Genomic DNA, 24,868 nt, shown 5'->3' on the forward strand with positions numbered 1-24,868 from the left:
CGGCTTCGGCTACAGGTGCATGTTTTTACATGAGCTACGTATCTGTCATCAGCTTCAATAGAAAAAAAAGCGCAATTCCAAGGCTCGCTACGGTCCACCAAAGCAGCTTGCTGTCGGTCTTCTCCGCCTTGTAGATGCCAATCAACCTCCATGTACCGACCGACACGCAAAGGAGGCTGATCAGGAGCAGGAGTACCCCCATGATCTCCCCCCTTCCCTATCTTTACCTATATGGGGAAGGAGGAAAAAAAATCACTGCTTCTCTTCCTTTTTGCCTAAACGGTTCAAGACCTCTCGTCCCCGCTCCTTGACACGCTCTTCTTTGACCTGAAGCTGCCGTTTTTTCATCATGCCGTTTTTAGAGGTATCGGGACGTTGTTCATCGTGTCTTCTCTCGTCATCGCGCATCAGCTGAACTTGCCTCCGCCCTTTTTCCCGTACTCTTCCAACAGCTCGCCAAAGCTCTTGTTGCGCTCGCGTTCCTCCTGCTCACGCCGCTTCTGTTCAGCAGCTTCCTGCGCTTTGCGCTCGCTCTCTGCCTTCATATCTTTTTCCAGTTGCTTTAGTTTACTCAACGCATCTTCGCCCAGAATATCTTTGACATTCAAACCACTTTTCGTGTCTGTTGCTTCAGCCTTCCCTGCGTGTGTATACTGTTTTTGACGTTTTTGTTTCTTCGCCATAAGAGATCGATCCTTTCCTGTATAGATTGCAACGCGCTCATTCTACTCCGCCTTTTGGGTCATACTACAGACATGCGACAAGGTAAGGGTCGCCTGCTTCAACGAAGAGGAGGAGAAGATATGGTACGCAACAAGGAGAAAGACTTTGGAAAAACGGCTGAAATCCGCGGGCCAAAAGCCCGGTCGGAGGCTGTCCGCTCTGACGGCTCCATCAATAGTGAACCACAAGAACGCCTAAAAGAAAACCGCTAATAGGAAGTAAACCGCCGATACACCCCGTTACGGGGTTCGGCGGTTTTTCTTCGACGCTTTGCGAAAGGGGATATTCCCCAAGACGCGTTCTTGCTTAAGTAAGGTCAATTTGTTGGCAAACTGGAAGTGAAACCCGCTTCTTAACAGCCTGCGGGCCATCTCCCTTTCCATCTCGACACGCGGCAATGCCTTGAATGGCCCCTGGCGCAGCAAGCCCTCCCGACGCAAGGACACATGCTGGGTTTGAAACAGCATCCAGGGAGCGTGATGTCCATCCAGCTTGGAACCGTAAGCCCGACATACGGCGAGACGGGCTTCTGCATCCGGACAAGGCAGACCGAGATGAAATGGCAGTCCGCTGGCGATTTGATTTTCTTCCAGCAAAGGAAGCCTGCGTGCTGGAGAATGAGGTCTTTTGATTTGCGGATACTGCTCCAGCCACATGCTGCATTCCGCGTGCTGCTGTTCGTTAAAAAGCGGATCGTAGACCGAATAGATTCGCTTGCTGTCCAGCCCGAGCAATACCAGCTGGCTGTCGTGATGATGCGCCTGATGATGTGTCCCGATAAACTCCCGTGGAACCATGCAATTGCTGGCAAGAAAAATAATCACCTGACCACGACTTTGTGTAATCCCTTCATTCACCAGACGGTAAAAGGGCAGCCTCCTTTTAAAACGAACATAGCGAAGTGGATAGTTGGCGGTAAACTGTGCCACTTTTTGCGGCGTTTCATCTGCAGAAGCATTGTCTATAATGATCACTTCAAATTGTTCGAATGAAGTTAATTGCAGGTTGAGACTAAACAAAGTGTACAGGAGCTGATCAGCTACATCTCTAGTTGGTATGACGACGCTGGCAAGCATCTGATCTCCCCTTTTCTTGACTCACAATCTCGTATATCCGTAGCGTATGCACCAACCCATTCTTTGGGCTGGGCGCTGCTGGACATCGTGTACGGCTCAAGTAGGAATAAGGAGAGACTGCTTGACGCATCATAGCAGTAGCAAACTGTGGTTATAGGAGGATGAATATGGACGAGCGGATACAAAACGGCGAAGCGAGCAAAGAAGTCGAGGACATCTCGATTGACGGGACCATCCCCCATCAGATCAGCGCTCCTGACTACAAGAACTCCACGCGTTCCATTCAGCAGCCTTTTGTCAATGAGTTTGGCGTGATCATCGGTGACAGCTTTTACGACTCTGCCGATTCCCCGCTCAATCAATGGAGTACAGAGACCGACCCCTCCGTGATGGCTGGTGACCAATGGGTACACCCAACCAACGACATCGGCTGGAACTCCAATGAAAATCAGGAGCTTCTGGAGGACAACAGAATCAAGGGCGCACGGTTTATGCACCCTACATTTGATGTCAGCAAAGGCAAGGATTAATGAACCAGCATAACCCGCCCATTCGCTCTCAACCGGAATGGGCTTTTTTCGATTTATGGTACAATGGAAGGGAAAGATAGGAGAGGAGCTTGTCCATGAGCATCAAGCTTGAGATAGAACCCGCATTTTCCACAGCTTACCAGCGCTATGCCGGTTTTCTGCCCGGTGATACGCTGCGCTTATATGTCAGAACGAGCGGGCCGGGGACAGGCGGACTGTTCTATGCGATTGAGAAAGACGAATACATGGCGGACGATGCCATTTTTGAAGTAGAGGGATTGCGATTCGTCATACGCCCATCCGACTTCTGGTACTTTGATGGCGGTGAGCTTCGCTACAATCCGTTATATGGGGAGTACGGATTTTCTTTTTCCAATCCTCTCCTGGAAGGCTAACGCTGTTCGCTTGCACCGATTACAGTAGGAGGTACCCTGATGAAAAAACGAGGCTCCGTCCTCTTGGCCATAGGCGCCTTTTTGCTGGCCAATCTAAAATGGATCGCAAGTATACTGAAGTTTTCAAAGTTTGGATCGACGCTTTTGTCGATGATTATCAGCCTTGGGGCTTACGCGATGTTCTACGGGTGGAAATTTGCAGTTGCCCTCGTGTACTTGATTTTCGTGCATGAAATGGGCCATTTGGTGGCTGCCAAGCGAAAAGGCATTGCCACATCTCCAGCCATCTTTATCCCCTTTGCGGGAGCGTTGATCTCTATGAAGGATCATCCACGGGATGCCGGCACGGAGGCCTATCTCGCCTACGGAGGCCCTCTGGCCGGGTTGATCTCCTTTTTGCCTGCCCTGCCGCTCTACTGGTACACGCAAGACCCTTTTTGGGCATTGGTCATCTACCTCGGTGCCCTGCTCAATCTGTTCAATTTGATGCCGATTTCGCCTTTGGACGGTGGACGCATCGTCTCCGTTCTGTCCACCAAGATCTGGCTGGTCGGCCTGATCGGTCTGGGAGCCATGCTTTTCTTTTCCCCTGGACCACTCATGGTCTTCATCTTCGTCATCGGGCTGATTACCTGGTGGAGCCGTCTGCGCGAAGGCTACCAGCACCAGGTGCTGCACTATGAAAAAGAGAAGCTGCGCGACTTTTTACAGGAAATCGTACAGTGGCCTTCCTTGGAATCTTCGTGGGACAAGAGAATGCATCTGCAGGAAGAGGCTGCCCGGTACGCAGAATTGCCGCCAAATAAAGGCTTCCTGATTCCGTTTTTGCAGGATGATAAACGTTTTGCGCGTGATCGGGAGCGACTGGACAAAGTGTATGTAAATCGCCTGGTTGACCTCTTCCGGCAATGGGAGCGCGAGCCCGTGCACTTTATCGACAGTGATCCCAATCGCCCTGCTCCCTCCTCCGTACTGCTGGAAGGAGAGCAGGTAGCTCGTCAGCGTCTGGAGGAAGTAGAGGAGCAGATGCATCGCTTGACGACCTACTACGTGGCCCCTGCATCCACAAAGTGGAAGGTCCTGATTGCTTATCTGGCTTTGGCCGGAGTTCTGTCCGTATTCTTCGTCTACAGTCAGCAAATGTTACATCGTTAATAGGCTTGAAATGCCTCAGGTGGTATCATTTTCCCCATTTTCAGACGATTTGACCATCTGAGGCCTCCTCTGAGCGCAAAAACCTGAGAAATGGTCATCTGACTGTCTCTTTTCTTGAGTAAAAGGGGTTTTAAAGCCCTCAATCGTGTTTTTAAGGTTTTGTCGGATTTCGAGAAAAAGGGTATGATGGAAGGTGTATTTTCTAAACATTCCATAGTGTTACAACGTTACATGTTGTACATTAAAAAACAATCCAGAGAGGATGAACCTTTACTTTGGACACCGTCCCGATAGTGCTCAACCTGCTTCTAGTGATTTTCCTTGTCTTTCTGAACGGCTTTTTCGTTGCCGCCGAATTTTCACTCGTCAAGGTGCGGCAAACACGCCTTACGCAGCTAGTTAATGATGGGAACAAACGAGCGAAATATGCGCAAAAGGTCACACACCAGCTAGATGCCTACCTCTCCGCTTGTCAGGTGGGGATCACCTTATCCTCGCTGGCTTTGGGTTGGGTCGGGGAACCGGCCATCGCCCACATGATCGTAGAGCCTTTACTGGGTTCATCAGGGCTTCCTGAATACCTGATCTCTGCCATCTCGATCGGTATCGCTTTTGCCATCATCACGTTTCTGCACATTGTTCTAGGCGAGCTTGCACCAAAATCCTTGGCTATTCAGAAAGCGGAAGAGACCTCGTTGTGGGTTGCAGCGCCATTGATGTTCTTCTATAAATTGCTTTTCCCGGCCATCTGGTTCCTTAATGGAACTGCGAATGCCCTGATGAAACGTCTGGGTCTGGAAGTTCTTTCCGAACACGAAGCGGCCCATACGGAAGAAGAGATTCGTATATTGGTGAATCAAAGCCACCAGAGCGGACATATTGACAAGACCGAATTGGCATTGGTGGAGCAAGTCTTTGACTTCTCGGAAACGCTGGTGCGGGAAACCATGGTTCCGCGTATCGACATCGTCTGCCTGTACACCACCAATTCTTTTGAAGAAAACCTGGAAATCATCCGTACCCAGCGGCACTCGCGCCTGCCGGTAGCGGAGGAAGACAAAGACAATATCATCGGTTTTGTCCATGCTACCGATTTTTATCTGGCTGCACTGGAAAATGGACATGTCGAGCTGGATACACTGCTCCGTCCGATCACAACCGTTCCTGAGTCGATGGAAATCAGTGCGGTCCTGCGTCTGCTGCAGAAAAAACGTACGCAGATGGCCATTGTCATTGACGAGTATGGCGGTACCGCTGGTCTGGTTACGATGGAAGACATTCTTGAGGAAATCGTCGGAGACATTCAGGACGAATTCGACGAGGATGAACGTCCGGACATCGAAATTTTGGAAGATGGCTTCTCTGTATCAGGTATGATGATGCTGACCGATCTGAATGACTATCTGCCATTTGATCTGGAGTCGGAAGACGTGGATACGATCGGTGGCTGGTTGTACAGCCAGCTCGAGGAAGAGATCGCCGTTGATGCTTCCATCGAAGTAGAGAACCATATCTTTACCGTGAAACAAATGGATAATCACCGCGTCAATCGCGTACTGATTACTCGTATCAATACCGATGAAAAGGGTATGACGGAAGAGCTTCTTACCGTCTCATGATCCTGCTAAATAAACAACCCCCGCTTGACCAGTCGGTCGGCGGGGGTTGTATTTATTTCGTGGATTTCATCAGCGGCTTTTTTCACGGCCAGACGCATCTGGGGCTAGAGCCGGTTCCCAGTCGATGATTCCGTTGTCCTCGAGTATGCCGAGCGTGACATCACTGATATCCTGATCTTTGAGCAGGCTGTCGCGCACCCGGAACTTGATGTCGTCTGCAACAGATAGCAGAAGGCCCGGCCGCAGCTCAATATAGCTCTCCACATGGTAGAAACGGCCTTCCTGGACAATGCGCATACGGTTGATATCCGTCACGTCCGGATCATCCAGAATGATCCGTGCTACGCGCGTCTCCACTTCCTTGGGCGCAGCCACACCGATCAATCCTACCATGTTGTCGTAACCGACGCGAAATGCGACTCCAATCATCAGAAAGCCAATCAAAATGGTCGCAATCCCGTCAAAAATCGTGAAGCTCGTAAACTGTGTCAACACAACCGCAACCAAAGCCAAAACAGCCCCCAGCGTTGCCACCAGATCCTCATAAAAAACCAGCCGAGTAGGCGGAGCTGCACGTCCTACATTGCGAAAGGAAAGGGGCACGATGTTCCATCCTTTGGCGTCTACTCGGGCCTCGTGAATAATTTCTTTCATTGCCTTAATCAATACATAGCCATCCACGACAATCGCCAATACCAGGATCGACGCGTTCAGCCAAAAATGGGTAGCCACGGCAGGGACCTTCAACAGGTGAAAGCCTTCTATAATGGTCTCATAGGCCATGATAGTTACCACGATGACCGCAATCATGCAAAACAGGTTGATAACCCGCCCAAATCCGGTAGGAAACCTCGGAGTCGGCTTTTTCTCACCCAGAACACTGCCAAAGAACACGAAACCCTGGTTGATCGCATCCGCGACTGAGTGCATCGCAGAAGCAAACATTGCTCCGCTGCCGCTGAAGGCTGCTGCAACACCTTTAACGACTGCCAATCCGGTATTTCCAATCGCTGCTGTCGCTGATGACGTATTCCCCTTTTTCAGGGCTTCCCACAGTGTCCCCATCCAGTACCCTTCCTCCTTCAATTCCCCATGACGAAGCAGATTGACCCTTTTACCCGAGAAGCTTCAGACCAATAACAGACACTACAATCAATGCGATGCAAAACAGCCTCATTCTATCTTTTGACTCTCCGTAGAAAAGCATGCCTACACATGCACTTCCCACTGTGCCAATTCCTGTCCATACGGCATACGCGGTTCCCATCGCGATTCCCGTCATGGCGTAGGACAGGAGTGCAAAGCTGAGTCCAAATCCGCCTGCCAGGATCAGGTAAGAACGTACAGAGCGCTGTTGATTGACGAGTGTCATTCCCATTACACCCACAACCTCAAACAGCCCGGCAAAAATGAGAGAAATCCACGTCATGACGCTCTCCCCTCCCTTCTCGCCTCATCCTCTTTTGGTTGATCAGGGGTCACCAGCTTCAATCCGATAATACCGGCTAGCAATACAGCAATAAGTGCCAGTTTGCTCAATCGAAACGGCTCCCCGAAAAACAGCATTTCGCTGATGACAGTCCCGGCCGTTCCCAAACCTACGAATACGGCATACACCGTACTGGTTGGCAGTTTTTTACCCGCGTAAATCAATACGGCAAAGCTGATAAAAATGGCTATCGCAGTCAAAGTCCACGTCAGAACGCTGTCCGCGTGCTTCAATCCCGCAACCCACATCACTTCAAAAATACCAGCCACAACTACCAGTACCCATGTCTTATTCATACGTTAAACGTACTCCTCTCTCCTTCGTATCATTCCCAAAATGAAAAGGACAAAAAAGCCCGGAAAGAATATCAAATCGATATCCTCCCGGGCTTTTATCCCTCCGTGTACACGGTCTGTGGACCGCGGGTTTTCTCTTGGACCTGACCAGATCGAAATATCTGCGGAACCCTAGAAAACACAATAATTTGATTCTACACCATCTTCTTTGATCTGAAAAGAATGTGGGAAAAGTTAGAATACCAGGAAGCCCAGGCTGATAATGGCCCCTGTAACCAGCAGCATCATCAGACAGTAGCCCATGATGTCTCTTGCTCCCAGACCAGCCAAAGCCAGTACGGGCAAGGCCCAGAATGGCTGGATCAAGTTGGTCCAGGCATCGCCCCAAGCGATCGCCATCGCGACTTTGGCATGGGATACTCCCAGCTCTGTTGCCACTGGCAGCATAATCGGTGCTTGTACCGCCCATTGTCCGCCGCCTGATGGAATGAAGATGTTCAGCAGACCTGCACTCCAGAACGTAAACAAAGGGAATGTAGTTGGAGTCGAAATGCTAATGAACCATTGGGACATGGTAGCAGCAAGTCCGGAAGCCGTAATCATCCCGATAATCCCGGCGTAAAACGGGAACTGAACCACAATTCCACTCGTCGTCTTGACAGCTTCATTCATCGCATTCAAAAACTTGCGAGGCGTACCGTGCAAGAGAATACCGAGGAACAAAAACGCCATAATCACGATGTCCAGATTAAGCAGGAAGCCTTTTTCAGCAAAGTACGAAATCAAATAGACGATACCCAAGGCGGATACTAGAATGGAGAGAACTCGGCTGTTCTCCAGCTTTGCTGCCGGGCTGTCGCTGTCCATGCCTTCCGTTGTTGCAGCTGTTTCCTCTGCTGCGATCCCATCTCCACGGAAAACAATACGATCCTTCTCGGCAGGCATCATCAAACGGTTCACGATAGGCAAAGCAATCATAATCGCAATCACGATCGTCAGATTCATCACAGAGAACATCGTCTCAGATGTCGGGATAATACCAATCACGTCTTGCATACTATGTTTTTCAGTTGCAATCGTCAACGGTACCGACCCTGCGAGTCCACCGTGCCAGACGACAAAGCCTCCATACGCACTTGCGACCAGCAGACGATAGTCGACCTTTGCCACCTGATTTGCCAGTTCACGAGCCAAGAGCGCACTGATCACGAGTCCAAAGCCCCAGTTGATCCAGTTCGCCATACAGGAAATCAACGTAACCAATACAATGGCCTGACCAGGCGTTTTCGCGAGACCTGCCAAGGAACGAAGCCCTTTTTTGCAAATGTCAGTGCTTGCAAGTGTATGTCCGGTAATCAGGATTAAGACCATTTGCATGGTAAAGCCGAGCAAGCCCCAAAATCCGGTTCCCCAAAAGTTGACCATCTCCATCGGTGTCTTACCATTGATGAAGATCCCTCCGAGGAAAACGATGAACGTCAGGATGACGGCGAACAGGAAAGCATCTGGCAAATAACGCTGTACCATTTTAACAGATGCGCTGGTTAAAACTTTAAACAAAAGACATACCCCTTTCCTAAAAAACGAATGATTGCGTTCGCTTTTTAGCAATTGCAAGAGGTATGCCAAAGCTGAAAATGTATCATATTCGACATAATTGAATGCGCTTTCATCTCGCTCCCAATCAAGGCTGACTACTTTTTATACACCAATGACACCAACTTACTCACTCGAAAGGTGATTTGTCTTGTTCATCCTCTGCCGTATCCAAGCCATACATCTCGATTTTGTACAGCAGAGCCCGTCTGGATATTCCCAGGCGCTTTGCCGTTTGCAGCTTATTGCCCCGCTCCTTGCGCAAGGCACGTGCGATCGCCTCCCGCTCCACTTCCTGGATAATCTCCCGCATCGTTCGATCTTCAAAACGAATCCCTTGCAACGGAGCCTTTTTCTCCGTATGATTGGTTTCCTGCAAATGACCACGCACATGCTCTGGCAGGATGGAGGGTCCACTGGCGAGGATGACTGCACGTTCGATCGTGTTCTCCAGTTGACGTACATTGCCTGGCCAGTGATACGCCATCAGCAGATCCGTCGTTGCGGGTGCAAGATACAGTCCTTCCTTTCCCGCTTCTCTGCTGTACTTGGCGAGAAAATGGCGAATGAGCAAAGGAATATCCTCTTTTCGCTCCCGAAGCGGCGGCATGTGGATCGGCACGACGTTCAGCCGGTAATACAAATCCTCACGAAACAGCTCCTGGCGTATCCGCTCGCGCAGGTCGCGATTGGTCGCCGCAATGACTCTCACGTCAATCGGGATCTGCTCCACTCCCCCTACTCTGACGAGGATGCGATCCTGCAGGACGCGCAATAGCTTTACCTGCAAGGCAGGGCTGAGCTCTCCCACCTCATCCAGAAAAAGCGTCCCCCCATCTGCCAGCTCAAACATGCCCTGCTTGCGTCCGACCGCTCCTGTAAAAGCGCCCTTCTCATAACCAAACAGCTCGCTCTCCAGCAGATTTTCCGGTATGGCTCCACAGTTGACCGGAATCAAGGGTTGATCCGCTCTCGGGCTATTGGCGTGAATGGCGCGGGCAATCAGCTCCTTGCCTGTCCCGCTCTCACCCTCTATTAAGACATTTGCCTTGGACATGCTCACCTTTCCAACGAGCTTGTACACATGTTGCATGGCAGCGCTGAGTCCGATCAGACCGGAGCTTTCCACTGCTTCTTCATAGGAATGAACACTCTGGCCGTCTTCTTCTGGTTCAGTGTGCATGAGTGCGTTTGCCACCACTTGTTTGACCGCAGCCAGATCAAACGGTTTTTGAATATAATCAAAGGCCCCCAAGCGTATTGCTTCCATCACATCACTCGCGGAGCCATAAGCGGTCATCATGACTACCTTGGGCTTTCTTCCTGTTCCTTGCATCAGTCGGCGCAAGGTCTCCATGCCATCCAACTCCGGCATGCGCAAATCCAGCAGCATCACTTCAGGAAGAAAGGTCCCGAGCTTATCCAAGGCTTCTGCTCCACTCGCGGCTTCCCCTGTCTCATAGCCGATCTTGCGAAGGGTCGTCGACAGGGCTTTGCGCACATTGACTTCATCATCTACGACCAACACACGTCTTTTCATCATTCTCCCTCTTTCCTCACCGGCAATTCCACAGTAAAACGGACGCCTTCCGAAGTGTTCTCTACATAGATGTGACCGCCGTATGCTTGTACGATCCGTTGAGAGATAGCCAGACCCAATCCAGTCCCAGATGATTTCGTCGTGAAAAAGGGTTCGAAGACCATATCCAGATTTTCTTTCGCAATCGCAGAGCCTTCGTTGCTTATATGGATGCGTACGTGGTCCGCTTGCCGTTCTGTTTTCAAGTGTACCGCACCGCCATTCGGGACTGCCTGCAGGGCATTGAGCAGGATGTTGAGAAAGACCTGCTTCAGCAGCTCCGGTGAAGCCATCACCTGTGGCAGCTCTGACCCTGTATCGAGCTTGATCGACACTTCCTTGTTGGCTGCAGTGCGTTCGGTCAGCTTGAGTGAATGGCGGATGACCCGATCCAGATTGACCGCTACATGTGTTTCTTCAGATGGACGAGAAAACAACAGCAGCTCGTCCGCAAAGCGATTGAGGCGTTCTACCTCTTCCATGATGATTCCGGTATACTCCCGGCTGTCATGCTCGCTCGGCAAATCCTCCTCGATGATTTGGGTAAACGCCTTGATCGAGGTGAGCGGGTTGCGCACTTCATGCGCGATGCTGGTTGCCCATTCGCCAATTACCGCCAATCTCTCAGCCTGAGCCAGACGGGATTCCAACTGCTTCCATTCTGTGCGGTCTTCGATCATGATGATGACACCCAGCACTTCATCCAGCGGACCGCGCCAAATGGACGTCGTGATATTGAGACAAAGCAATCCACGCTCAGGATGCGGATGCCACCATTCTGTATCATGATTGGTTTTCGCTTCCTGCAAGGCAGATGCGATCATTTCCAACAGCAGAGGACTGTCCGTAAAGACTTGCGCATACTGCCTGCCCTTTGCTTCTGCTGGCAAACCCAATAGGCGGGTAGCCGATTCGTTCCAGGCCGTCAAGTGCCCCTCCTGGTCCAGTGCGATGACTCCGTTTTCCATACTGTCCATCATGGTTTCTGTATGACTGCGGCTTTCCTGAAGATCCTTTGCCAACTTGTTGATCGCTCCGGTAATCTCTCCTGGTTCCCCGTCCAGTCGCTTCATCCGAAAGGACAGGTCGTAGCTAAGCCGCTTCAGTCCGGATTTAATTTCCGCCAGGATGACCTCCAGTCGATGGACCAGCAATCCGCTGACGATGGCTGCAACTACGCACCCAATTCCTAAAATGATCGTAATACTCTGTCTCATTCCTGCCAACTGTACGTCGATGTTGGACATGAGTTCATTCGCCCATACATATCCGATCATCTGATTGTCACGTATGATCGGAATCATTGCATTCATGATATTTCCCCTGACCTGCTCCCCGATCACGACTGCTGGCTCGCGGGTTTCCATGACCTCTCGTCCAGGGTGGTCTGCAGAAATGGACTTGCCGACATGCAGGCTTTCCGTGCCGGGGCCATAGGTCACGATCGCATCCAGCTCGGCAGCATAATATCCTACGCCGATACCTGGGTGAGCTGCGGCTATGCGATTTGTAAGCGGTTCCAGTTTACTGCTGAGCATGCGGATTTGTTCATCGCGCGAAGCTTCTGCTCCCCCCATCTCCACCAGCATTTCTGCATACGTTTGTGTGAGGGCAAAATCCATCTGTTCGGTGATCGCCGTCAGCTTTTGCTTTTTTTCCTCCAATAATGCTTGCTCGGCCGCTTTTTGCAGGACGATCCCCGTGATCAAAATGGGGAGCACCGTCGCGGCGATCACAGTTACGACAAAACGGAGGCGGTATAGATACGTTTTCATAAGGTCCACCTCACCTTTTTCTGCCTGAAAAAATGTTATTATGGTATTCTACCATACAGAGCTCACGAGTGGTTGATAGCATCAACCAACTCTCTGAAACGGAAAGGAGTAGTCATGCATGACACATGTACTCTTCGTCTGTCTAGGCAATATTTGCCGCTCACCGATGGCTGAAGCCGTCTTTCGCCATAAAAGATTTTCCGCCTGCTCGACTTTGCGCCCCAAGCTGCGGAGCGAAATGTCGAAGATCCGTATTACACAGGCAGATTCGAGTACGTTTACGATCTCGTGGAGGCTGGTTGTCGGGGATTGCTGGAGCAAATTAAGAAGGGATAGCCCATTGGCTATCCCTTTTCTCTTCAGTATCCGATCCTTTTCTACCTACACCGCTACGATCTGTTGCCCCACTTGCCGATTGATCCAGTGAACCGTACTGCTGATCAGTCGCTGATAGCCGTCCTCCGACGAGAAGGTATGGTCCCCACCTACCACGATTTCCGTCTCACAACGGCCTCTTTTTCGCAGTCGCAGCTCTCGCTCGTAATGAAACATGGCGTCGACCGCAATCACGTCATCGCGATTGCCATGCAAAAGCAGGATATCACCCTCGAACCTTTGAGCCTGTCGCAGAGGGCTGTGGCTGCTCATCGATTGGAAAAAGCGCGCTTGAAGCGAATAGCCGAGGTAGTCGGTACTGCCTGTCTGCAGTGCTTCCTGATAGCCCTTTTCGCCCACGATCCGGGCGATATCCTCAAAAGGCTTTGCTACTGCGGCCCAGAGGACCAGGGAATGAATACGCGGGTCCTGGCTGGCAGCAAGCATCGTAACTGCTCCTCCCAGGCTATGCCCAAGCAATAGGATTCGGCTCGTGTCGACGTGCTCCAGAGACACAGCATACTCGATGACATCACGTGTTTGCTGCAGCAGGACGTCCAACCCTCCCGCTCCGTACTCTCCTTCGCTCTCTCCGCAGCCTCCGTAGTCAAAGCGCAGAACAGCCACATCATGCGCCACCAGCTCCCGGGCGGCTTTGACGAAAAGGCGGTTTACACCGATCCGGCTGCCGACAAAGCCGTGGCAAATCAAGACCAGCGGGACCTTGCCAGCTTTTTTTGCCACCATGAAATCTGGCTCATGGAGTGTCGCTGCCAAGGTGATGTCGCCGCTCTTGATGTGAATCGTCCGTTCCATCACAATCACCTCTGTTTTAATCATATAGTATTCCGAGTTATTTACTTGTTATTTATCATTATTTCCTCTTTTCATTCGTTTTGTCAAGGTTCCCAAAAGAAAGAGAAGCCCCTCTTGAGCTTCCTGCTGGGGGTATTCCTGCCCAGCTCCACGAAAAAGGAAAACCCGCGTCCAAAGCAACCGGTTCAAAATGCCCTTTATTAGAAAACTTGGCTACGCCAAGCTTTTGGCGGAGCCTTAGTTGCACTTATACTATCTTCCGCTAATCTTTTTAGCGCTTTAGCGCACTCAACACTTTCCGATAGTATAAAAAAAAGACTGCGCGAATCGGTGCGCAGTCTACTCAAGAATTAAGGATTAGTATGATTCATACTGTTGTTTGGCGGAGAGGCCAGATCACGCAGGATCGCTACTTCTACCCGACGGTTCTTCGCTCTTCCCGCTGCATCTTTATTGTCTGCTACAGGATGATATTCACCCACGCCCGTAGCGCTGAATTTTGTCGGGTCCAGGTTGTTGTTTTCCAGCAGCACCTTCAGGAAGTTTACGGAACGCTTCACGCTCAGGTCCCAGTTGGAAGGAAATTCAACACGATTGATCGGTACATTGTCGGTATGTCCCGTAACCGTGACTTTCTTCGGATGGGGGACGAGCATGACAGCCATCTCAGCCGCGAGCTTTCTTGCTTCCGGTTTCAAATCTGCCTTACCGGAATCGAACAGTGCATTGTCCAGGATCGTGATGAGCAGTCCTTCGTCCGTCAGCTTGGTCTGGAGCTTGTCCTGCAGCTGATTGCTTTGGATGTAGCCCTCCAGCTGTGTCTGCAGCTTTTTCAGATCCTCTGTTTCTTTGCGGATCGCTTCTTCCAGCTTCCGCTCTTCTTCTGTCTTCTCTGCTTCCTGTGCACCTTTGTGCAGGGTTTGCTGTTGCAGCATCGGATCAAGTGGAACCGGACTAGGCTGGTCCAATACACCGACTCCGCCATTCATTGCTACATTAAAGGATCGAACCATCTGGTCGAACTTTTTAGCATCCATTTCACTCGATGCAAACAACACGATAAACAAGGCAAGCAGAAGTGTGAGCAGGTCAGCGTACGGAATCAGCCAAGACTCGTCCATATGCTCTTCATGTTGAGCATGTCTCTTCGGTCGTTTAGCCATTTACCGCAGCTCCTTCCTCCTTCTTCTCTTCCTTCATTTCTAAACGCTCTGAGAACGGAATGTATACGAGCAGTTTTTGTTCAATAGCAGCTGGAGATACCCCTGCCTGGATGGAAAGAAGTCCTTCCACCATGATTTTCTTGATCTCGATTTCCTGCTTGGATTTGCGTTTCAGCTTGGTGGCAAATGGATGCCATAGAACGTATCCGGTGAAGATACCCAGCAATGTAGCCACAAATGCCGCAGCGATGGAAATCCCCAACGCATCGATGTCACTCAAGTTCCCCAGCGCAGCGATCAGACCGACTACCGCCCCCAATACCCCAAGAGTAGGTGCATAGGAACCAGCCTGGCTGAAAATCAGGGCGCCAGCTTGATGACGCTCTTCGATAGCATGAATCTCTTCGTTCAATACATCGCGAACAAAATCCGGCTCTCCTCCGTCGATGATCATTTTCATCCCGTTGCGAAGGAAAGGATCTTCAATTTCATCCGACGTATTTTCCAATGCGAGCAATCCCTCGCGGCGCGCAATGGATGCCCAGTTCATGAATTGGCCAATCAGTTCACGCTTTGCAGGGAGTTTTTGCTCGGTAAAGAGAATTTTGAACAAAGCGGGTACTCGCTTTAATTCTGTCAGAGGAAAGGCATTAAAGATGGCGGCTATCGTACCCACGATAATAATCATGAATGCGGCGGCGTTTAACAACGCCATAGGACTCGCGTGCTTCAATATCATTCCGACAACCACAGCCACGATTCCTAGTACGATACCTATCACGGTCGATTTTTCCATTGTGACACTCCCTACTTCCGTAATCGAAATCTATCTATATATGGTTTCGGTAAATTTGGCTCGATTTGTGAGAGGAAGTTGAGGAAAAATCGGAAGTCTGTAAAAAACAGTGCTATTTCAGCCAATCTGTCAGGCCGATCATCACCAAAAGTCCTACAATAAAGGAAAATGTAGCTGAACGGGCATGACCGTCACCGTGACTTTCCGGTATCAGCTCCTTGTAGACGATAAACAGCATGGCACCTGCCGCGAACGACAGACCGTACGGAACAAGGCCATCTATGATTCCGGAGAGAGAATATCCCAGCACAGCAGCGACGATCTCAACAGCACCCGTCATGGTAGCCAAAAAGAATGCTTTGAGTCTGCTTACCCTCTGGTTGATCAAGAAAAGGGCGACGAGAAAGCCCTCCGGAGCATTTTGCAGACCAATCGCAAAGGCGATCAAGCCCCCCAGCCCCGCCTGCTCGCTGGAATAGCTGACACCGACAGACAGTCCCTCTGGAATATTGTGCAGGGTAATAGCGGATAAAATCAGCAGTGCCTGTGTATCCATCGCGATGTTGATTCGAGTATGCTCCAAGTCGATATGCGGAACGATGCTTTCCAGAACGGTCAGAACCAGCGTTCCAGTCACGACACCTATACAGACTATGAGGAATGAATCGCTTTCCAGTGCTTGCGGAATCAGGCCAAATGTAGCTGCGGCCATCATGATTCCAGCGGTAAAGGCAAGCAAAATATCCCGCCACCGGTGGGTTACAGCTTTAAAAAAGAGAATCGGCAGTGCTCCCGCTCCGGTCGCCATCGCCGATAAAAAACTGCCTAATAACAGTTCTTCCATATATGTACCCCCGCTACTCATCTCAGCGTATCGTCTTTTTCCACTCTTTCAATATACCATGATGGATGCGTGTGAAAAGAGAAGTCTTTTGATCCGCCGTTTGACAAGATCTTGTGTGTCATCGCAGATACCACTATCATAATCAGTAAGATTTGAAAACATGCACGAATACATGAGTCTACAGCCATGATACCAACTCATCATTTCAAAAGCTTGGAGGGAGCACGGATGGAGAGTTTTGATGTAATCATTGTTGGCGCCGGATCAGTGGGAATGGCTGCAGGGTACGATCTGGCCAAAAAAGGCGTGCGCACGCTGCTGCTGGACGCCTATGACCCGCCCCATACGATGGGCAGCCATCACGGTGACACACGGATCATTCGTTACGCCTATGGAGAAGGGGTCCAGTACGTCCCCCTCGTTCTACGTGCCAAAGAGCTGTGGAAGGAGCTGGAGGATTTGTCAGGGGTTCCGCTTTTTACCCAGACCGGTGTGCTCAGCGCTGGGCCAGTCGGCTGTCAGTTCTTGCAGGAGGTACAGGATTCAGCCAAGCAATTCTCACTGCCGCTGGAAGTTTTGCAAGCACAAGAAGTCCATGAACGCTGGCCGGGGATCACGCTGCCTGAAGATTTCTACACTTGCCTTGAACCGGACTCCGGCGTCCTCTACTCGGAAGCATGCATCAGGGCTTACCGGAAGCTCGCCATCCAGCACGGTGCTGTCCTGCGCACCCATACACGGGTAACGGGATTGCAGGTCGAACCCGATCACGTGATCGTCCAGACAGAAAACGCGAGCTATCGCGGAGCCAAGGTGCTAGTAAGCGCCGGGGCATGGAATCCGTCCATCCTGCAATCACTCGGTCTACATCTGCCACTCGTGCCTACTCGCAAGACCGTAGCTTGGTTTGAAGCAGATGAAGACCTGTACCAGTCCGCCAAGTTCCCTGCCTTTGTGTTTACCCTCCGAGATTCGATGTTTTACGGCTTTCCCAGCTTTGACGGCTCCGGTGTAAAAATCGGACGTCACGATGCCGGACAGCCGATCGATCCGGATCAGCTGGACCGCACATTCGGTACCTTTTCATCGGACGAGGGAGACGTTCGCTCATTCCTCGAGTCGTACATGCCGCAAGCCGCAGGCCGACTTACACAAGGAAAGGTCTGCATCTATACGATGACACCCGATGAGCATTTCGTCATTGATCGTCATCCCGAGCACGAGCATGTGGTGACCACAGCAGGCTTCTCCGGTCACGGCTTCAAATTCGCAAGTGCAGTGGGAGAAGCAGCGAGCCAGCTTCTGACTGACGGCAAGGCCTCCCACAATCTCTCCATGTTTTCGCTGCTCCGTTTTTAATGCCATCAACCAAAAGCCTCGGTTCCAGCCCGTAATCGAGGCTTTTTTTCATGCCTATTCTTCCCAATAGCTGGACCCGATCTCCGCCCTAATCCTGCCGCTCATGTCCTCGAAAGAATCGTACGGAAAACCATCCCTCCTGTTAATGTAAGGAAAACTGCTTCTCCCGTTGTCAAAAGGAGTGAGATAGGCGAAGCCCGGGCGAGTTGCCTGATTGACGAGATAGGCGGAACGGGTCGCCCCTCGTTTTCGCTGCTCATTTAAAAATGGAATCATCGAGGAGGCAGGACGAATACCCGCACCATGTCCGTAATAGAGCCCATCGCCCAGGTAGACAGCATTCTCCCCCTGCCACTGCGGTGTTTGCGGATCGTAATCTGGATTGGCAAAGTAGACGATATCCCCGGGCAAGATCGTGTTGGTAGGCAGCGTTCGCAGATCCAAATCCTTGTCATAACGCCAATCGTACAGCACGATGTCTGCAAACAAGCGCTCAAAATCTGCTAGCCGGATCGACTGCATCACGGCATGGTACAGGATGATCACCATTGCAGTGGCGCACTCTGTCGCATAGAGCCGGCCATTTTGAAAGATATCCTTAATGCCCTCAGAGGGTGGTACTCCCGGACGCAAGCGAAAACCGCCCAGCTCCGTCTGCTCCCAGTATCTGGGGTTGCTTCGCGAATTTTCAAAATCGGAAAAGGCGATGCCGCTCATGTAAAGCGCTCGCGATGATTGAACCAGATGATCTCTCAGCTTCAGCTCGAAACGCAGCACGTCCGCAGACGGGTACTCAAAGATCTCCCGACTGGCGGCCATTCTCTGGACCGTCTCATGCTGCACATCGTTCAATCCCCACTCTGCTGCTAGCATAGAGGGATTTACCTGTCGTCCAGCAATCCATATCATAGGCTGCCTCCTCTATCCCTGTTCACATCATTAGACATCTATATGCGCATGCCTAATCCTATGTGCGTGCTTAGATGGAGGACAACAACTTTTGTACTCTAGCTTGATGGTTTTCCGACAGCTAAAAAAGGCCGCCCCTCCATCTATTACAGGAGGGACAGCCTCATCTGGATCAAACTTTACTTCACATGCACTTGTACCTTCAGCAGCTTGCCGCCATAGATGGCAACGATCGTCGTTTTCCCCTTTTTGACTGCCGTCACTTTTCCTAGCTCTACGGTAGCAATCTCGTCATGCAAGGAATTCCATTCCGCCTGCTCCGTCACGATTTCCTTTGTCTTGTCAGAGCCGCTCAAGACCACGTTGACTTGCTTGGTCTCGCCCACTTTCATGGTGAGATTGCGTACATCCAGCCCAGGGATTTTGACCACTTCCTTGAATTCCAGAGGAAGCGTCACCGTTTTGCCGCCGTAGCTCGCTTTGATTCTCGCCTTTCCTGGCGCTACCGCGGTCACGGTGCCACCCTCTACCGAAGCCACTTCACTTCGATCCGTCGACCATACTGCCTTTTCCGTCACATCCACCTTTGTTCCATCCGACAGTTGAGCGGTCAAGGTCACCACCTGAGTAGCTCCTGCCTGGCTGAACGACAGTTTTTTGGTGCTCGCCAGAAGCTTGGAGACTACATCGACCTCGACTGGGAGTGTAATCGTCTTCGAACCATAGGTCGCCTTGATTTTCGTCTTACCGGAGCCAACCGCTGTGACGAGGCCATTTTCGACTGTCACGATTTCGGTGTTCGCACTTTCCCATTCCGCCAGCTCTGACACGTCTGCGGTCGTCTTGTCCGCATAGACAGCAGTCAGCGTTACCTGTTTGGTTCCTTCCAGACTGAGGGCTACCTTTTTCTCATTAGCGGTCAGCCTGGTGACTACGTCCACTTCGACTGGAATCGTGAAGCTCTTTCCTTCGTAGCTTGCTTTGATTTTGGTTTTGCCGGAACCAAGAGCTGTTACCAGTCCTGCTTCCACCGTGACGATTTCTTCATCCGATGATTCCCACACGGCCAGCTTCGTGACATCCACTTTTGTCTTGTCCGTGTAGACAGCTTGCAAGGAGATCTGCTGAGTCCCTGCTTTCTTTAACGTGATTTTCTTCGCATCGCTCACCAATCTCGTCAGCTTGGCCTGCTTTTCCTTCTTGTCCTTCGCTTGCTGCACAGCTGCATGGCTCTCTGCATGTGCAGGCGCATGACCGACTCCTGATAGGAGCAACGCACAACTAAAAATAGCCACAACTACCCGTTTGTGCCAGGTTCTGAGTGTTCTTGTCTTGGACACGGATCTCTCTCCTTTATGAACAGCATTTTTCCACTATTTTCATTATCGGCAAAATAGGAACAAATCGTTGAGTGTCAAAAGCCTCAAAATGCAAAAACCACCCGAATAGCTCGGATGGTTCAAGATCCATTCTTTTTTCTATTTGGTGTTACCCCAATCGAACGGCGTCTCCTGGTACACGTAGTAGTTCAACCAGTTGGAGAACAGCAGATTGGCATGAGAGCGCCAAGTCACGATCGGTTCGCGGTTTGGGTCGTCCTTCGGATAGTAATTTTGGGGAACCGCGATGTCCAGCCCCTTGTTTACATCACGCTTATACTCATCCTGCAGGGTGTATGGATCATACTCGGAGTGACCGGTCACGAAAATCTGTCGCCCATCCTTGGTCGCTACGATGTAGACACCGGAATCATCGGATTCGGAGAGAATTTCGAGGTCATCGACATTCTCGATATCCTCTCGACGATTCTCCGTATGACGGGAGTGCGGAACGTAAAAATACGTGTCAAATCCGCGGAACAGCTTTACATTCTGCTTGTTCAAGGTATGAGGGAAGATGCCGAACATTTTTTCAGGCAACGGATGCTTTGGCACTCCAAAATGATGGTAAAGGCCCGCCTGTGCCCCCCAGCAAATATGAAGCGTAGACGTCACATGCTCCATCTTCCAATCCAGAATTTCCTTCAATTCATTCCAATAGGTGACATCCTCGAATTCGAGCTGTTCAACGGGAGCTCCCGTGATGATCATCCCATCGAACTTTTGATTCCGAATATCCGCGAATGTATGATAAAACGAAGACAAATGCTCTTCTGACGTGTTTTTGGAAGTGTGACTAGACATATGGAGCAGTACGACCTCTACCTGCAGCGGTGTATTTCCCACCAGACGTAGCAGCTGTGTCTCTGTGGTTTCCTTGACAGGCATCAAGTTTAAAATGACAATCCGCAAAGGTCGAATATCTTGTGTGAACGCCCGACTCTCCGGCATCACAAAAATGTTCTCATTGGTTAAAATCTCGGTTGCAGGCAATCCATCTGGCACTTTAATTGGCATTCGAAATATCCTCCTCTCTATGCTTGACTAAGCAGTATGACGTAATCCCGAGAATTTCGACAACAATACTCAACTTCCTGCCATTATATTCATTTTCACGCAACAAATTAGCAAAAAAAACCGCCTGTCATATTCTGTAACATTAAAGGTGGAGAAAGTCTACTAAAACCACTAACAATAAGCAATTGAATACAATGTTAAACATTTTAAAAAGGATGAGTCATGCAAAGGGATTATCCCCTTATGCGTGGTGGCTCATCCTCTTTTGTTTTATGAAGAAGTGTGTGGATTACTCTACGGCAAATACTGTTATTTAAAACCATATTTTTACACGGCATAATATGGGAGTTGGGAGTGAATGTTTTGGATGTGTTTTCTGTAAAAGAATTAACTCATCACATGAGCAGAAGCGAAGAAACCATTAAAAGATAGATTAAATCATGGAAATTCCCTAACGCCTACTTGAGAAGTGACAAAGAAGGATGGAGAGTACCTAAACGCGATCCCATTGATGTCGCAATACCGAAACCATTTGTACAACTGATTCAACCAGAAGTCGATGGCAAAAGCTTGATACAATCTCCAAAATTTATTGGTGGCTTTATCAGTATTGGTGTATTAGAGTACAAATTCGCAACAGTTAAGTCAAATTAATCACTAAATGCTACCCCTACAGTTGTTCCGTGAAAATAAAGTTGTAGACTAAAAAATAAAGTACTAGACTGAGAAATAAAGTGTTAGACTGGCGGCCAGTTCTGTTGAGAAAATAATTATAGTTGTAAATATGTTTGATACAATGACCAAGGTATGTTATTGTAAATGGTAATAACTGTTAAAATAAGCGTTTGTTGTGAGTAAACAAATGATAAAAAAGGGCAACTTATTAAAGGGAATTCATATAGCTAGCCCTCTAAACTGCGAAATCCTCTATTACTGAGAGGGGTATTATTTTGAGCAAATCATCAACAGAAATTTTCATACGTAATTTCCAACATGGAGACATGCCATCGCTTGGCGAGTTGTACCAATCAGTAACAGTAAAAGAAAATGCAACATTTTGGTGGGTCGGGGACGAAGATAATTGGGGTAACGTTTATTGCGCATTTGAAGATGGGAAAATGGTCGCTAAGGGGCAGGTTAGCATCATTAACGTTGTACCTCCTGGTCGTTCAAAAGAGAACAATCACTCTATATACATCAATCTTAAAACCGTTCCCGAAAGAGAAAATGACATTTCTTTACTCGACAACGTCTATCAGTATCTTTTCATAAGAGCAAATCAAATAAAAGAAACTTTGCCTAAAGAATATGGAACAATACTTTGCGTTGGTAACGATTCGACAGAAACAGCAAACAATCAGTTTTTTATCCAAAAAGGATACCTTCATCTGAATAGTTTGTATCGCATGAAACGAGATTTGAATGAACCGATTCCTGAGTTGAAGCTTCAAGAGGAGTTTCAATTCTCAAACTGGAAGATGGGGACATCTAGCGAAGAAAGAGATTACCTTGACATAGAAGCCGAAATTTGGCCTGACACTCCACTAGGACTTAACAGGTTATCTGAGTACAAGAATAGCAAACTATGGACATCCATGGTAATACGACAATTTGAAACCATTGTTGGTGGATTGATGGCGTGGGAAGTAGAAGACCATGGTGTAATAGAAGATGTTTATGTGCGTGAACCATGGAGGAAGCGAGGCATTGCCAAGTTTTTGCTTACACAAGCTTTGAGATATCTCAAAGCTAATCAGCTACAATATGCAAACCTCATGGTATTAACTACGAATAAATCCGCCTTGTCTCTATACGAATCGGTTGGGTTCTGTGCGGATAAAGAAGAAATAAGATACTTTACAAAACTGGATTAGGCAACAAAAAAGAGGGGTTCTCCGCCCCTTTTTTCTAATTCCGCCAATACATCTTCGAATTAATTGTCTTTCCTCACCAACAGTGAACAGAACTCCACATAACTGGACACGGTTTGGCTTTTCGTACCCTTATTGGTGAAATAGCAGCTATACCACATGCCTCACGAGAAAGAACATAACATGTTAATCTAACTAAGAACGATAGCCCAATAAGATAAGGTGCAGTCTACAAGTTTATTTTCAGTTCTAGATTGCATCTTTTGTTTGCACGCCCAGTCAGTCTAAAACCAATTTTCTAAAGGTAATTGATTTTTGCACATTATAATCCCGACAAATCAACAACCTCAGTCTACAACTTTATTTTCTTAGAACAACAGTACATTAGCATTGTAGACTTCATTTTGTTGTTTTGAAGTGTACTAGATTGAGGTATCCTTTCACCTTTAGATCACTCTTCAATGAAACTAGATTTTTAAAAAATATACAGAAAAATAATATAGGCAGTAATTTGGTAATTACTACCTAGGCACAAATACTCTTCTACTATTTGGTAAAATTTTGTAATATATTGTTGAAATTAGAAATAATAGGAGGGTGTTACAGTGAAGTTAAAAAAGAAACTTGTCGTCAGCCTATTCACTTCCTTTTCAATCGCTAGTATATTAGCTACAGGTGCATTTGCAAAAATGTCTGTCGTCGACACCGTGGCTGATTCACTAAGTGTAAGAACAGGCCCTGGAACTTCTTATTCAATAATTGCAACTATCTATACTGGTACTGATGTAGTATGGAAAGATAGCGACATAAGTAGTGATGGATTTAGGTATCTTTATGGGTACTATCCAAAATCCTCCGTTGGTAAATATTCATCGGCTGCAATGGGATATATTGCTCGTTCAACAAGTAATTATGCTGACCGATACTTAATTCTCACAGATTACGCATATGGGACATCGGAACCATCAAATACGTATACGAATACTTCTTTGACAACTGTAGCTAAGTCGTATCCGAAAGGCACTCAATTTAAAAAGAACGTCCGCGATACTGCCTTAGATGCAGAAGACAGTAACCCAAATGCTTGGAGAGCTTCAAGAGTTGATACTGGAAATGAATTATTATACATTGATGGCTGGAGATCTAATGCTCAAGAACAACCTTAAAAGGAGTGAAATCAAATGAAATTTAAAACTACTTGGGTAAAGTCTGGAGTAGTCTTGGGGATCACGTCCGTTGCATTGTTGTCAAGCATCTACTTTACATCTAATACCTTTGCAGAAAAAAGCAAATTAGAAACTTACGATTTAACGCAAACTGAATTTGTTCAGCCTAAATCCAAAATTGAATACATTAGATTTGATCACAACGATGGAACATACGATGAGCACTGGCGAGATGTTGAGAACAAACAAGAGCGTCATGACAAGTACACTAAAGATGGAGAATTGATCAACCGTATCATTGTATTGGATTCTGGCAAGAGAGTAATTTCTATAGGTAATGAAGGTGGGGAATTAGAAGCTTACACTTGGGAATTGCCTTCAAAAGACGCTGCTGAAAACAACAATCTCCTTCAAATTTCGCTAATCAAAGAAACAAAAGATAAACTGAAGGACAAGAAGTGGAAATTAAATAAGAGTGCAAAGTTGAACAGTAATGTCTCTGTTGATGAAATTGAATCACTTAACGATGACACTAAGGAAATCGTTAGATTAGATTCTGAAACTGGAATTCCTTTAGAGCGTGAAATCTACGAAATTAAGAATGGCAAGGAAGAAAAAGTCCTAACTGAAACTTACCAATTCATTGATGATTCTTCAGATTTATTCGATGTAGATATTAAAGCAAAGGAAGTTCCAGCAGATGATATTGTCGTAGAAAAAGAATAGAAACTCAAAACGGGAGTACTGATAATGGTGCTCCTGTTATTTTCATTGTGTCTTTTATCTAGACTCATCCCCTTCTCATCTATTGTATACACCCATACAATATCAAAATCATTTACGTCCAATGTAACAATCTCACCATTGCACAGAGTAATTGCAACAGTCTTCTAATGAAGAAATGATCATTATGGTTTCTCTTAGCGTATGAAGCAGTCAC

At 48.4% G+C, this 24,868-nt stretch carries 26 protein-coding genes, 1 pseudogene and 1 riboswitch; of the genes and pseudogenes, 10 read left to right on the plus strand and 17 right to left on the minus strand.

Annotation, left to right across the window (positions count from 1 at the left end; all coding sequences use genetic code 11):
* Window positions 1-34: 34 nt before the first annotated feature.
* The 3 genes from JZI27_RS05575 to JZI27_RS05585 are packed head-to-tail and all read right to left on the minus strand — an operon-like array spanning window position 35 to window position 683.
* On the minus strand, window positions 35-202 hold the full coding sequence (locus JZI27_RS05575; protein WP_183185002.1) for a hypothetical protein: 168 nt from the start codon (window positions 200-202) through the stop codon (window positions 35-37).
* Between the two features lie 50 nt (window positions 203-252).
* On the minus strand, window positions 253-408 hold the full coding sequence (locus JZI27_RS05580; RefSeq protein ID WP_183185000.1) for a hypothetical protein: 156 nt from the start codon (window positions 406-408) through the stop codon (window positions 253-255).
* Window positions 408-683, minus strand: coding sequence for a DUF3886 domain-containing protein (locus JZI27_RS05585; RefSeq protein WP_280207005.1), 276 nt, complete (start codon window positions 681-683; stop codon window positions 408-410). The genes JZI27_RS05580 and JZI27_RS05585 overlap by 1 nt, the downstream gene beginning before the upstream one ends.
* Before the next feature lie 120 nt (window positions 684-803).
* Between JZI27_RS05585 and sspK the strand changes: the two genes are divergently transcribed.
* Window positions 804-935 carry a small acid-soluble spore protein K gene (sspK, locus tag JZI27_RS05590; RefSeq protein ID WP_122909144.1) on the plus strand — a complete coding sequence of 44 codons (132 nt, stop codon included), beginning with the start codon at window positions 804-806 and terminating at the stop codon, window positions 933-935.
* A gap of 27 nt (window positions 936-962) precedes the next feature.
* On the opposite strand, the gene JZI27_RS05595 is transcribed toward sspK, so the two are convergent.
* Entirely contained in the window at window positions 963-1,799 is an 837-nt protein-coding gene (locus tag JZI27_RS05595) for a glycosyltransferase family A protein (protein ID WP_280207006.1), read from the minus strand.
* Window positions 1,800-1,966: 167 nt separating this feature from the next.
* On the opposite strand from JZI27_RS05595, the gene JZI27_RS05600 reads away from it, so the two are divergent.
* The 4 genes from JZI27_RS05600 (at window position 1,967) to JZI27_RS05615 (ending at window position 5,498) form a co-directional block, all read left to right on the plus strand.
* On the plus strand, window positions 1,967-2,329 hold the full coding sequence (locus JZI27_RS05600) for a DUF3905 domain-containing protein (RefSeq protein WP_251244135.1): 363 nt from the start codon (window positions 1,967-1,969) through the stop codon (window positions 2,327-2,329).
* Window positions 2,330-2,424: 95 nt separating this feature from the next.
* Window positions 2,425-2,724 carry an iron-sulfur cluster biosynthesis family protein gene (locus JZI27_RS05605; protein WP_122909141.1) on the plus strand — a complete coding sequence of 100 codons (300 nt, stop codon included), beginning with the start codon at window positions 2,425-2,427 and terminating at the stop codon, window positions 2,722-2,724.
* 39 nt (window positions 2,725-2,763) lie between these two features.
* On the plus strand, window positions 2,764-3,879 hold the full coding sequence (locus JZI27_RS05610) for a site-2 protease family protein (RefSeq protein WP_280207007.1): 1,116 nt from the start codon (window positions 2,764-2,766) through the stop codon (window positions 3,877-3,879).
* 275 nt (window positions 3,880-4,154) lie between these two features.
* A complete protein-coding gene (locus tag JZI27_RS05615; protein ID WP_251244137.1) occupies window positions 4,155-5,498 on the plus strand; it encodes a hemolysin family protein in 1,344 nt (447 codons plus the stop codon).
* Between the two features lie 69 nt (window positions 5,499-5,567).
* On the opposite strand, the gene JZI27_RS05620 is transcribed toward JZI27_RS05615, so the two are convergent.
* From JZI27_RS05620 to atoS, 6 genes are all read right to left on the minus strand, one after another.
* On the minus strand, window positions 5,568-6,563 hold the full coding sequence (locus JZI27_RS05620; RefSeq protein ID WP_280207008.1) for a cation diffusion facilitator family transporter: 996 nt from the start codon (window positions 6,561-6,563) through the stop codon (window positions 5,568-5,570).
* 49 nt (window positions 6,564-6,612) lie between these two features.
* Complete coding sequence (locus tag JZI27_RS05625; RefSeq protein WP_122909137.1) at window positions 6,613-6,927, minus strand: DMT family transporter; 315 nt, start codon at window positions 6,925-6,927, stop codon at window positions 6,613-6,615.
* Window positions 6,924-7,283 carry a DMT family transporter gene (locus JZI27_RS05630; RefSeq protein WP_122909136.1) on the minus strand — a complete coding sequence of 120 codons (360 nt, stop codon included), beginning with the start codon at window positions 7,281-7,283 and terminating at the stop codon, window positions 6,924-6,926. The genes JZI27_RS05625 and JZI27_RS05630 overlap by 4 nt, the downstream gene beginning before the upstream one ends.
* A gap of 82 nt (window positions 7,284-7,365) precedes the next feature.
* A riboswitch (guanidine-I (ykkC/yxkD leader) is annotated at window positions 7,366-7,469 on the minus strand.
* Between the two features lie 48 nt (window positions 7,470-7,517).
* Complete coding sequence (locus JZI27_RS05635; protein ID WP_280207009.1) at window positions 7,518-8,843, minus strand: short-chain fatty acid transporter; 1,326 nt, start codon at window positions 8,841-8,843, stop codon at window positions 7,518-7,520.
* A 166-nt stretch (window positions 8,844-9,009) separates the two neighbouring features.
* A complete protein-coding gene (locus tag JZI27_RS05640) occupies window positions 9,010-10,419 on the minus strand; it encodes a sigma-54-dependent transcriptional regulator (RefSeq protein WP_280207010.1) in 1,410 nt (469 codons plus the stop codon).
* Window positions 10,419-12,233, minus strand: coding sequence for a two-component system sensor histidine kinase AtoS (gene atoS / locus JZI27_RS05645; protein ID WP_280207011.1), 1,815 nt, complete (start codon window positions 12,231-12,233; stop codon window positions 10,419-10,421). Before atoS ends, JZI27_RS05640 begins: the two co-directional genes overlap by 1 nt.
* 118 nt (window positions 12,234-12,351) lie before the next feature.
* Here atoS and JZI27_RS05650 point away from each other — a divergent pair.
* Window positions 12,352-12,569: pseudogene (locus JZI27_RS05650) on the plus strand (arsenate reductase/protein-tyrosine-phosphatase family protein).
* Window positions 12,570-12,614: 45 nt separating this feature from the next.
* Here the strand turns inward: JZI27_RS05650 and JZI27_RS05655 are convergent.
* The 4 genes from JZI27_RS05655 to JZI27_RS05670 form a co-directional block, all read right to left on the minus strand.
* On the minus strand, window positions 12,615-13,424 hold the full coding sequence (locus tag JZI27_RS05655; RefSeq protein ID WP_280207027.1) for an alpha/beta hydrolase family protein: 810 nt from the start codon (window positions 13,422-13,424) through the stop codon (window positions 12,615-12,617).
* 350 nt (window positions 13,425-13,774) lie between these two features.
* Window positions 13,775-14,587, minus strand: coding sequence for a flagellar motor protein MotB (gene motB / locus JZI27_RS05660; RefSeq protein WP_122909131.1), 813 nt, complete (start codon window positions 14,585-14,587; stop codon window positions 13,775-13,777).
* A complete protein-coding gene (gene motA, locus JZI27_RS05665) occupies window positions 14,580-15,383 on the minus strand; it encodes a flagellar motor stator protein MotA (protein ID WP_122909130.1) in 804 nt (267 codons plus the stop codon). The genes motB and motA overlap by 8 nt, the downstream gene beginning before the upstream one ends.
* A 112-nt stretch (window positions 15,384-15,495) precedes the next feature.
* Complete coding sequence (locus tag JZI27_RS05670; RefSeq protein WP_122909129.1) at window positions 15,496-16,227, minus strand: ZIP family metal transporter; 732 nt, start codon at window positions 16,225-16,227, stop codon at window positions 15,496-15,498.
* A gap of 228 nt (window positions 16,228-16,455) precedes the next feature.
* Here JZI27_RS05670 and solA point away from each other — a divergent pair, with 228 nt between their 5' ends.
* Window positions 16,456-17,586 carry an N-methyl-L-tryptophan oxidase gene (solA, locus tag JZI27_RS05675; RefSeq protein ID WP_280207012.1) on the plus strand — a complete coding sequence of 377 codons (1,131 nt, stop codon included), beginning with the start codon at window positions 16,456-16,458 and terminating at the stop codon, window positions 17,584-17,586.
* 54 nt (window positions 17,587-17,640) lie between these two features.
* Here solA and JZI27_RS05680 read toward each other — a convergent pair whose 3' ends face one another.
* The 3 genes from JZI27_RS05680 to metA all read right to left on the minus strand — a co-directional run bounded on the left by JZI27_RS05680 (window position 17,641) and on the right by metA (window position 20,891).
* Complete coding sequence (locus JZI27_RS05680; RefSeq protein WP_280207013.1) at window positions 17,641-18,495, minus strand: protein-glutamine gamma-glutamyltransferase; 855 nt, start codon at window positions 18,493-18,495, stop codon at window positions 17,641-17,643.
* Window positions 18,496-18,674: 179 nt separating this feature from the next.
* Entirely contained in the window at window positions 18,675-19,835 is a 1,161-nt protein-coding gene (locus JZI27_RS05685; protein WP_280207014.1) for an Ig-like domain-containing protein, read from the minus strand.
* Window positions 19,836-19,973: 138 nt separating this feature from the next.
* Complete coding sequence (gene metA, locus JZI27_RS05690; protein ID WP_280207015.1) at window positions 19,974-20,891, minus strand: homoserine O-acetyltransferase MetA; 918 nt, start codon at window positions 20,889-20,891, stop codon at window positions 19,974-19,976.
* A gap of 1,001 nt (window positions 20,892-21,892) precedes the next feature.
* On the opposite strand from metA, the gene JZI27_RS05695 reads away from it, so the two are divergent.
* The 3 genes from JZI27_RS05695 to JZI27_RS05705 all read left to right on the plus strand — a co-directional run bounded on the left by JZI27_RS05695 (window position 21,893) and on the right by JZI27_RS05705 (window position 24,654).
* Window positions 21,893-22,765, plus strand: coding sequence for a GNAT family N-acetyltransferase (locus JZI27_RS05695; protein ID WP_481752796.1), 873 nt, complete (start codon window positions 21,893-21,895; stop codon window positions 22,763-22,765).
* A 602-nt stretch (window positions 22,766-23,367) separates the two neighbouring features.
* Window positions 23,368-23,928 carry an SH3 domain-containing protein gene (locus JZI27_RS05700; protein WP_280207017.1) on the plus strand — a complete coding sequence of 187 codons (561 nt, stop codon included), beginning with the start codon at window positions 23,368-23,370 and terminating at the stop codon, window positions 23,926-23,928.
* Window positions 23,929-23,943: 15 nt separating this feature from the next.
* The gene (locus tag JZI27_RS05705; protein ID WP_280207018.1) at window positions 23,944-24,654 is read left to right on the plus strand and encodes a hypothetical protein; all 711 of its coding nucleotides are present in this window, start codon (window positions 23,944-23,946) and stop codon (window positions 24,652-24,654) included.
* The last annotated feature ends 214 nt before the right edge of the window (window positions 24,655-24,868 follow it).

The organism is Brevibacillus sp. AY1 (genome assembly GCF_029870785.1).
Lineage (GTDB): Bacteria > Bacillota > Bacilli > Brevibacillales > Brevibacillaceae > Brevibacillus > Brevibacillus invocatus.

Excerpts from the sequence above, each read along its gene's own strand:
- JZI27_RS05600 (WP_251244135.1), top strand. The coding sequence starts at position 1,967 with ATGGACGAGCGGATACAAAACGGCGAAGCGAGCAAAGAAGTCGAGGAC.
- JZI27_RS05575 (WP_183185002.1), bottom strand. The coding sequence starts at position 202 with ATGGGGGTACTCCTGCTCCTGATCAGCCTCCTTTGCGTGTCGGTCGGT.
- JZI27_RS05670 (WP_122909129.1), bottom strand. The coding sequence starts at position 16,227 with ATGGAAGAACTGTTATTAGGCAGTTTTTTATCGGCGATGGCGACCGGA.
- JZI27_RS05610 (WP_280207007.1), top strand. The coding sequence starts at position 2,764 with ATGAAAAAACGAGGCTCCGTCCTCTTGGCCATAGGCGCCTTTTTGCTG.
- JZI27_RS05595 (WP_280207006.1), bottom strand. The coding sequence starts at position 1,799 with ATGCTTGCCAGCGTCGTCATACCAACTAGAGATGTAGCTGATCAGCTC.
- JZI27_RS05585 (WP_280207005.1), bottom strand. The coding sequence starts at position 683 with ATGGCGAAGAAACAAAAACGTCAAAAACAGTATACACACGCAGGGAAG.
- motB (WP_122909131.1), bottom strand. The coding sequence starts at position 14,587 with ATGGCTAAACGACCGAAGAGACATGCTCAACATGAAGAGCATATGGAC.
- JZI27_RS05655 (WP_280207027.1), bottom strand. The coding sequence starts at position 13,424 with ATGGAACGGACGATTCACATCAAGAGCGGCGACATCACCTTGGCAGCG.
- JZI27_RS05705 (WP_280207018.1), top strand. The coding sequence starts at position 23,944 with ATGAAATTTAAAACTACTTGGGTAAAGTCTGGAGTAGTCTTGGGGATC.
- JZI27_RS05695 (WP_481752796.1), top strand. The coding sequence starts at position 21,893 with ATGCCATCGCTTGGCGAGTTGTACCAATCAGTAACAGTAAAAGAAAAT.
- atoS (WP_280207011.1), bottom strand. The coding sequence starts at position 12,233 with ATGAAAACGTATCTATACCGCCTCCGTTTTGTCGTAACTGTGATCGCC.
- JZI27_RS05580 (WP_183185000.1), bottom strand. The coding sequence starts at position 408 with ATGCGCGATGACGAGAGAAGACACGATGAACAACGTCCCGATACCTCT.
- JZI27_RS05630 (WP_122909136.1), bottom strand. The coding sequence starts at position 7,283 with ATGAATAAGACATGGGTACTGGTAGTTGTGGCTGGTATTTTTGAAGTG.
- metA (WP_280207015.1), bottom strand. The coding sequence starts at position 20,891 with ATGCCAATTAAAGTGCCAGATGGATTGCCTGCAACCGAGATTTTAACC.
- motA (WP_122909130.1), bottom strand. The coding sequence starts at position 15,383 with ATGGAAAAATCGACCGTGATAGGTATCGTACTAGGAATCGTGGCTGTG.
- JZI27_RS05620 (WP_280207008.1), bottom strand. The coding sequence starts at position 6,563 with ATGGGGACACTGTGGGAAGCCCTGAAAAAGGGGAATACGTCATCAGCG.
- JZI27_RS05625 (WP_122909137.1), bottom strand. The coding sequence starts at position 6,927 with ATGACGTGGATTTCTCTCATTTTTGCCGGGCTGTTTGAGGTTGTGGGT.
- solA (WP_280207012.1), top strand. The coding sequence starts at position 16,456 with ATGGAGAGTTTTGATGTAATCATTGTTGGCGCCGGATCAGTGGGAATG.
- JZI27_RS05680 (WP_280207013.1), bottom strand. The coding sequence starts at position 18,495 with ATGATATGGATTGCTGGACGACAGGTAAATCCCTCTATGCTAGCAGCA.
- sspK (WP_122909144.1), top strand. The coding sequence starts at position 804 with ATGGTACGCAACAAGGAGAAAGACTTTGGAAAAACGGCTGAAATCCGC.
- JZI27_RS05640 (WP_280207010.1), bottom strand. The coding sequence starts at position 10,419 with ATGAAAAGACGTGTGTTGGTCGTAGATGATGAAGTCAATGTGCGCAAA.
- JZI27_RS05605 (WP_122909141.1), top strand. The coding sequence starts at position 2,425 with ATGAGCATCAAGCTTGAGATAGAACCCGCATTTTCCACAGCTTACCAG.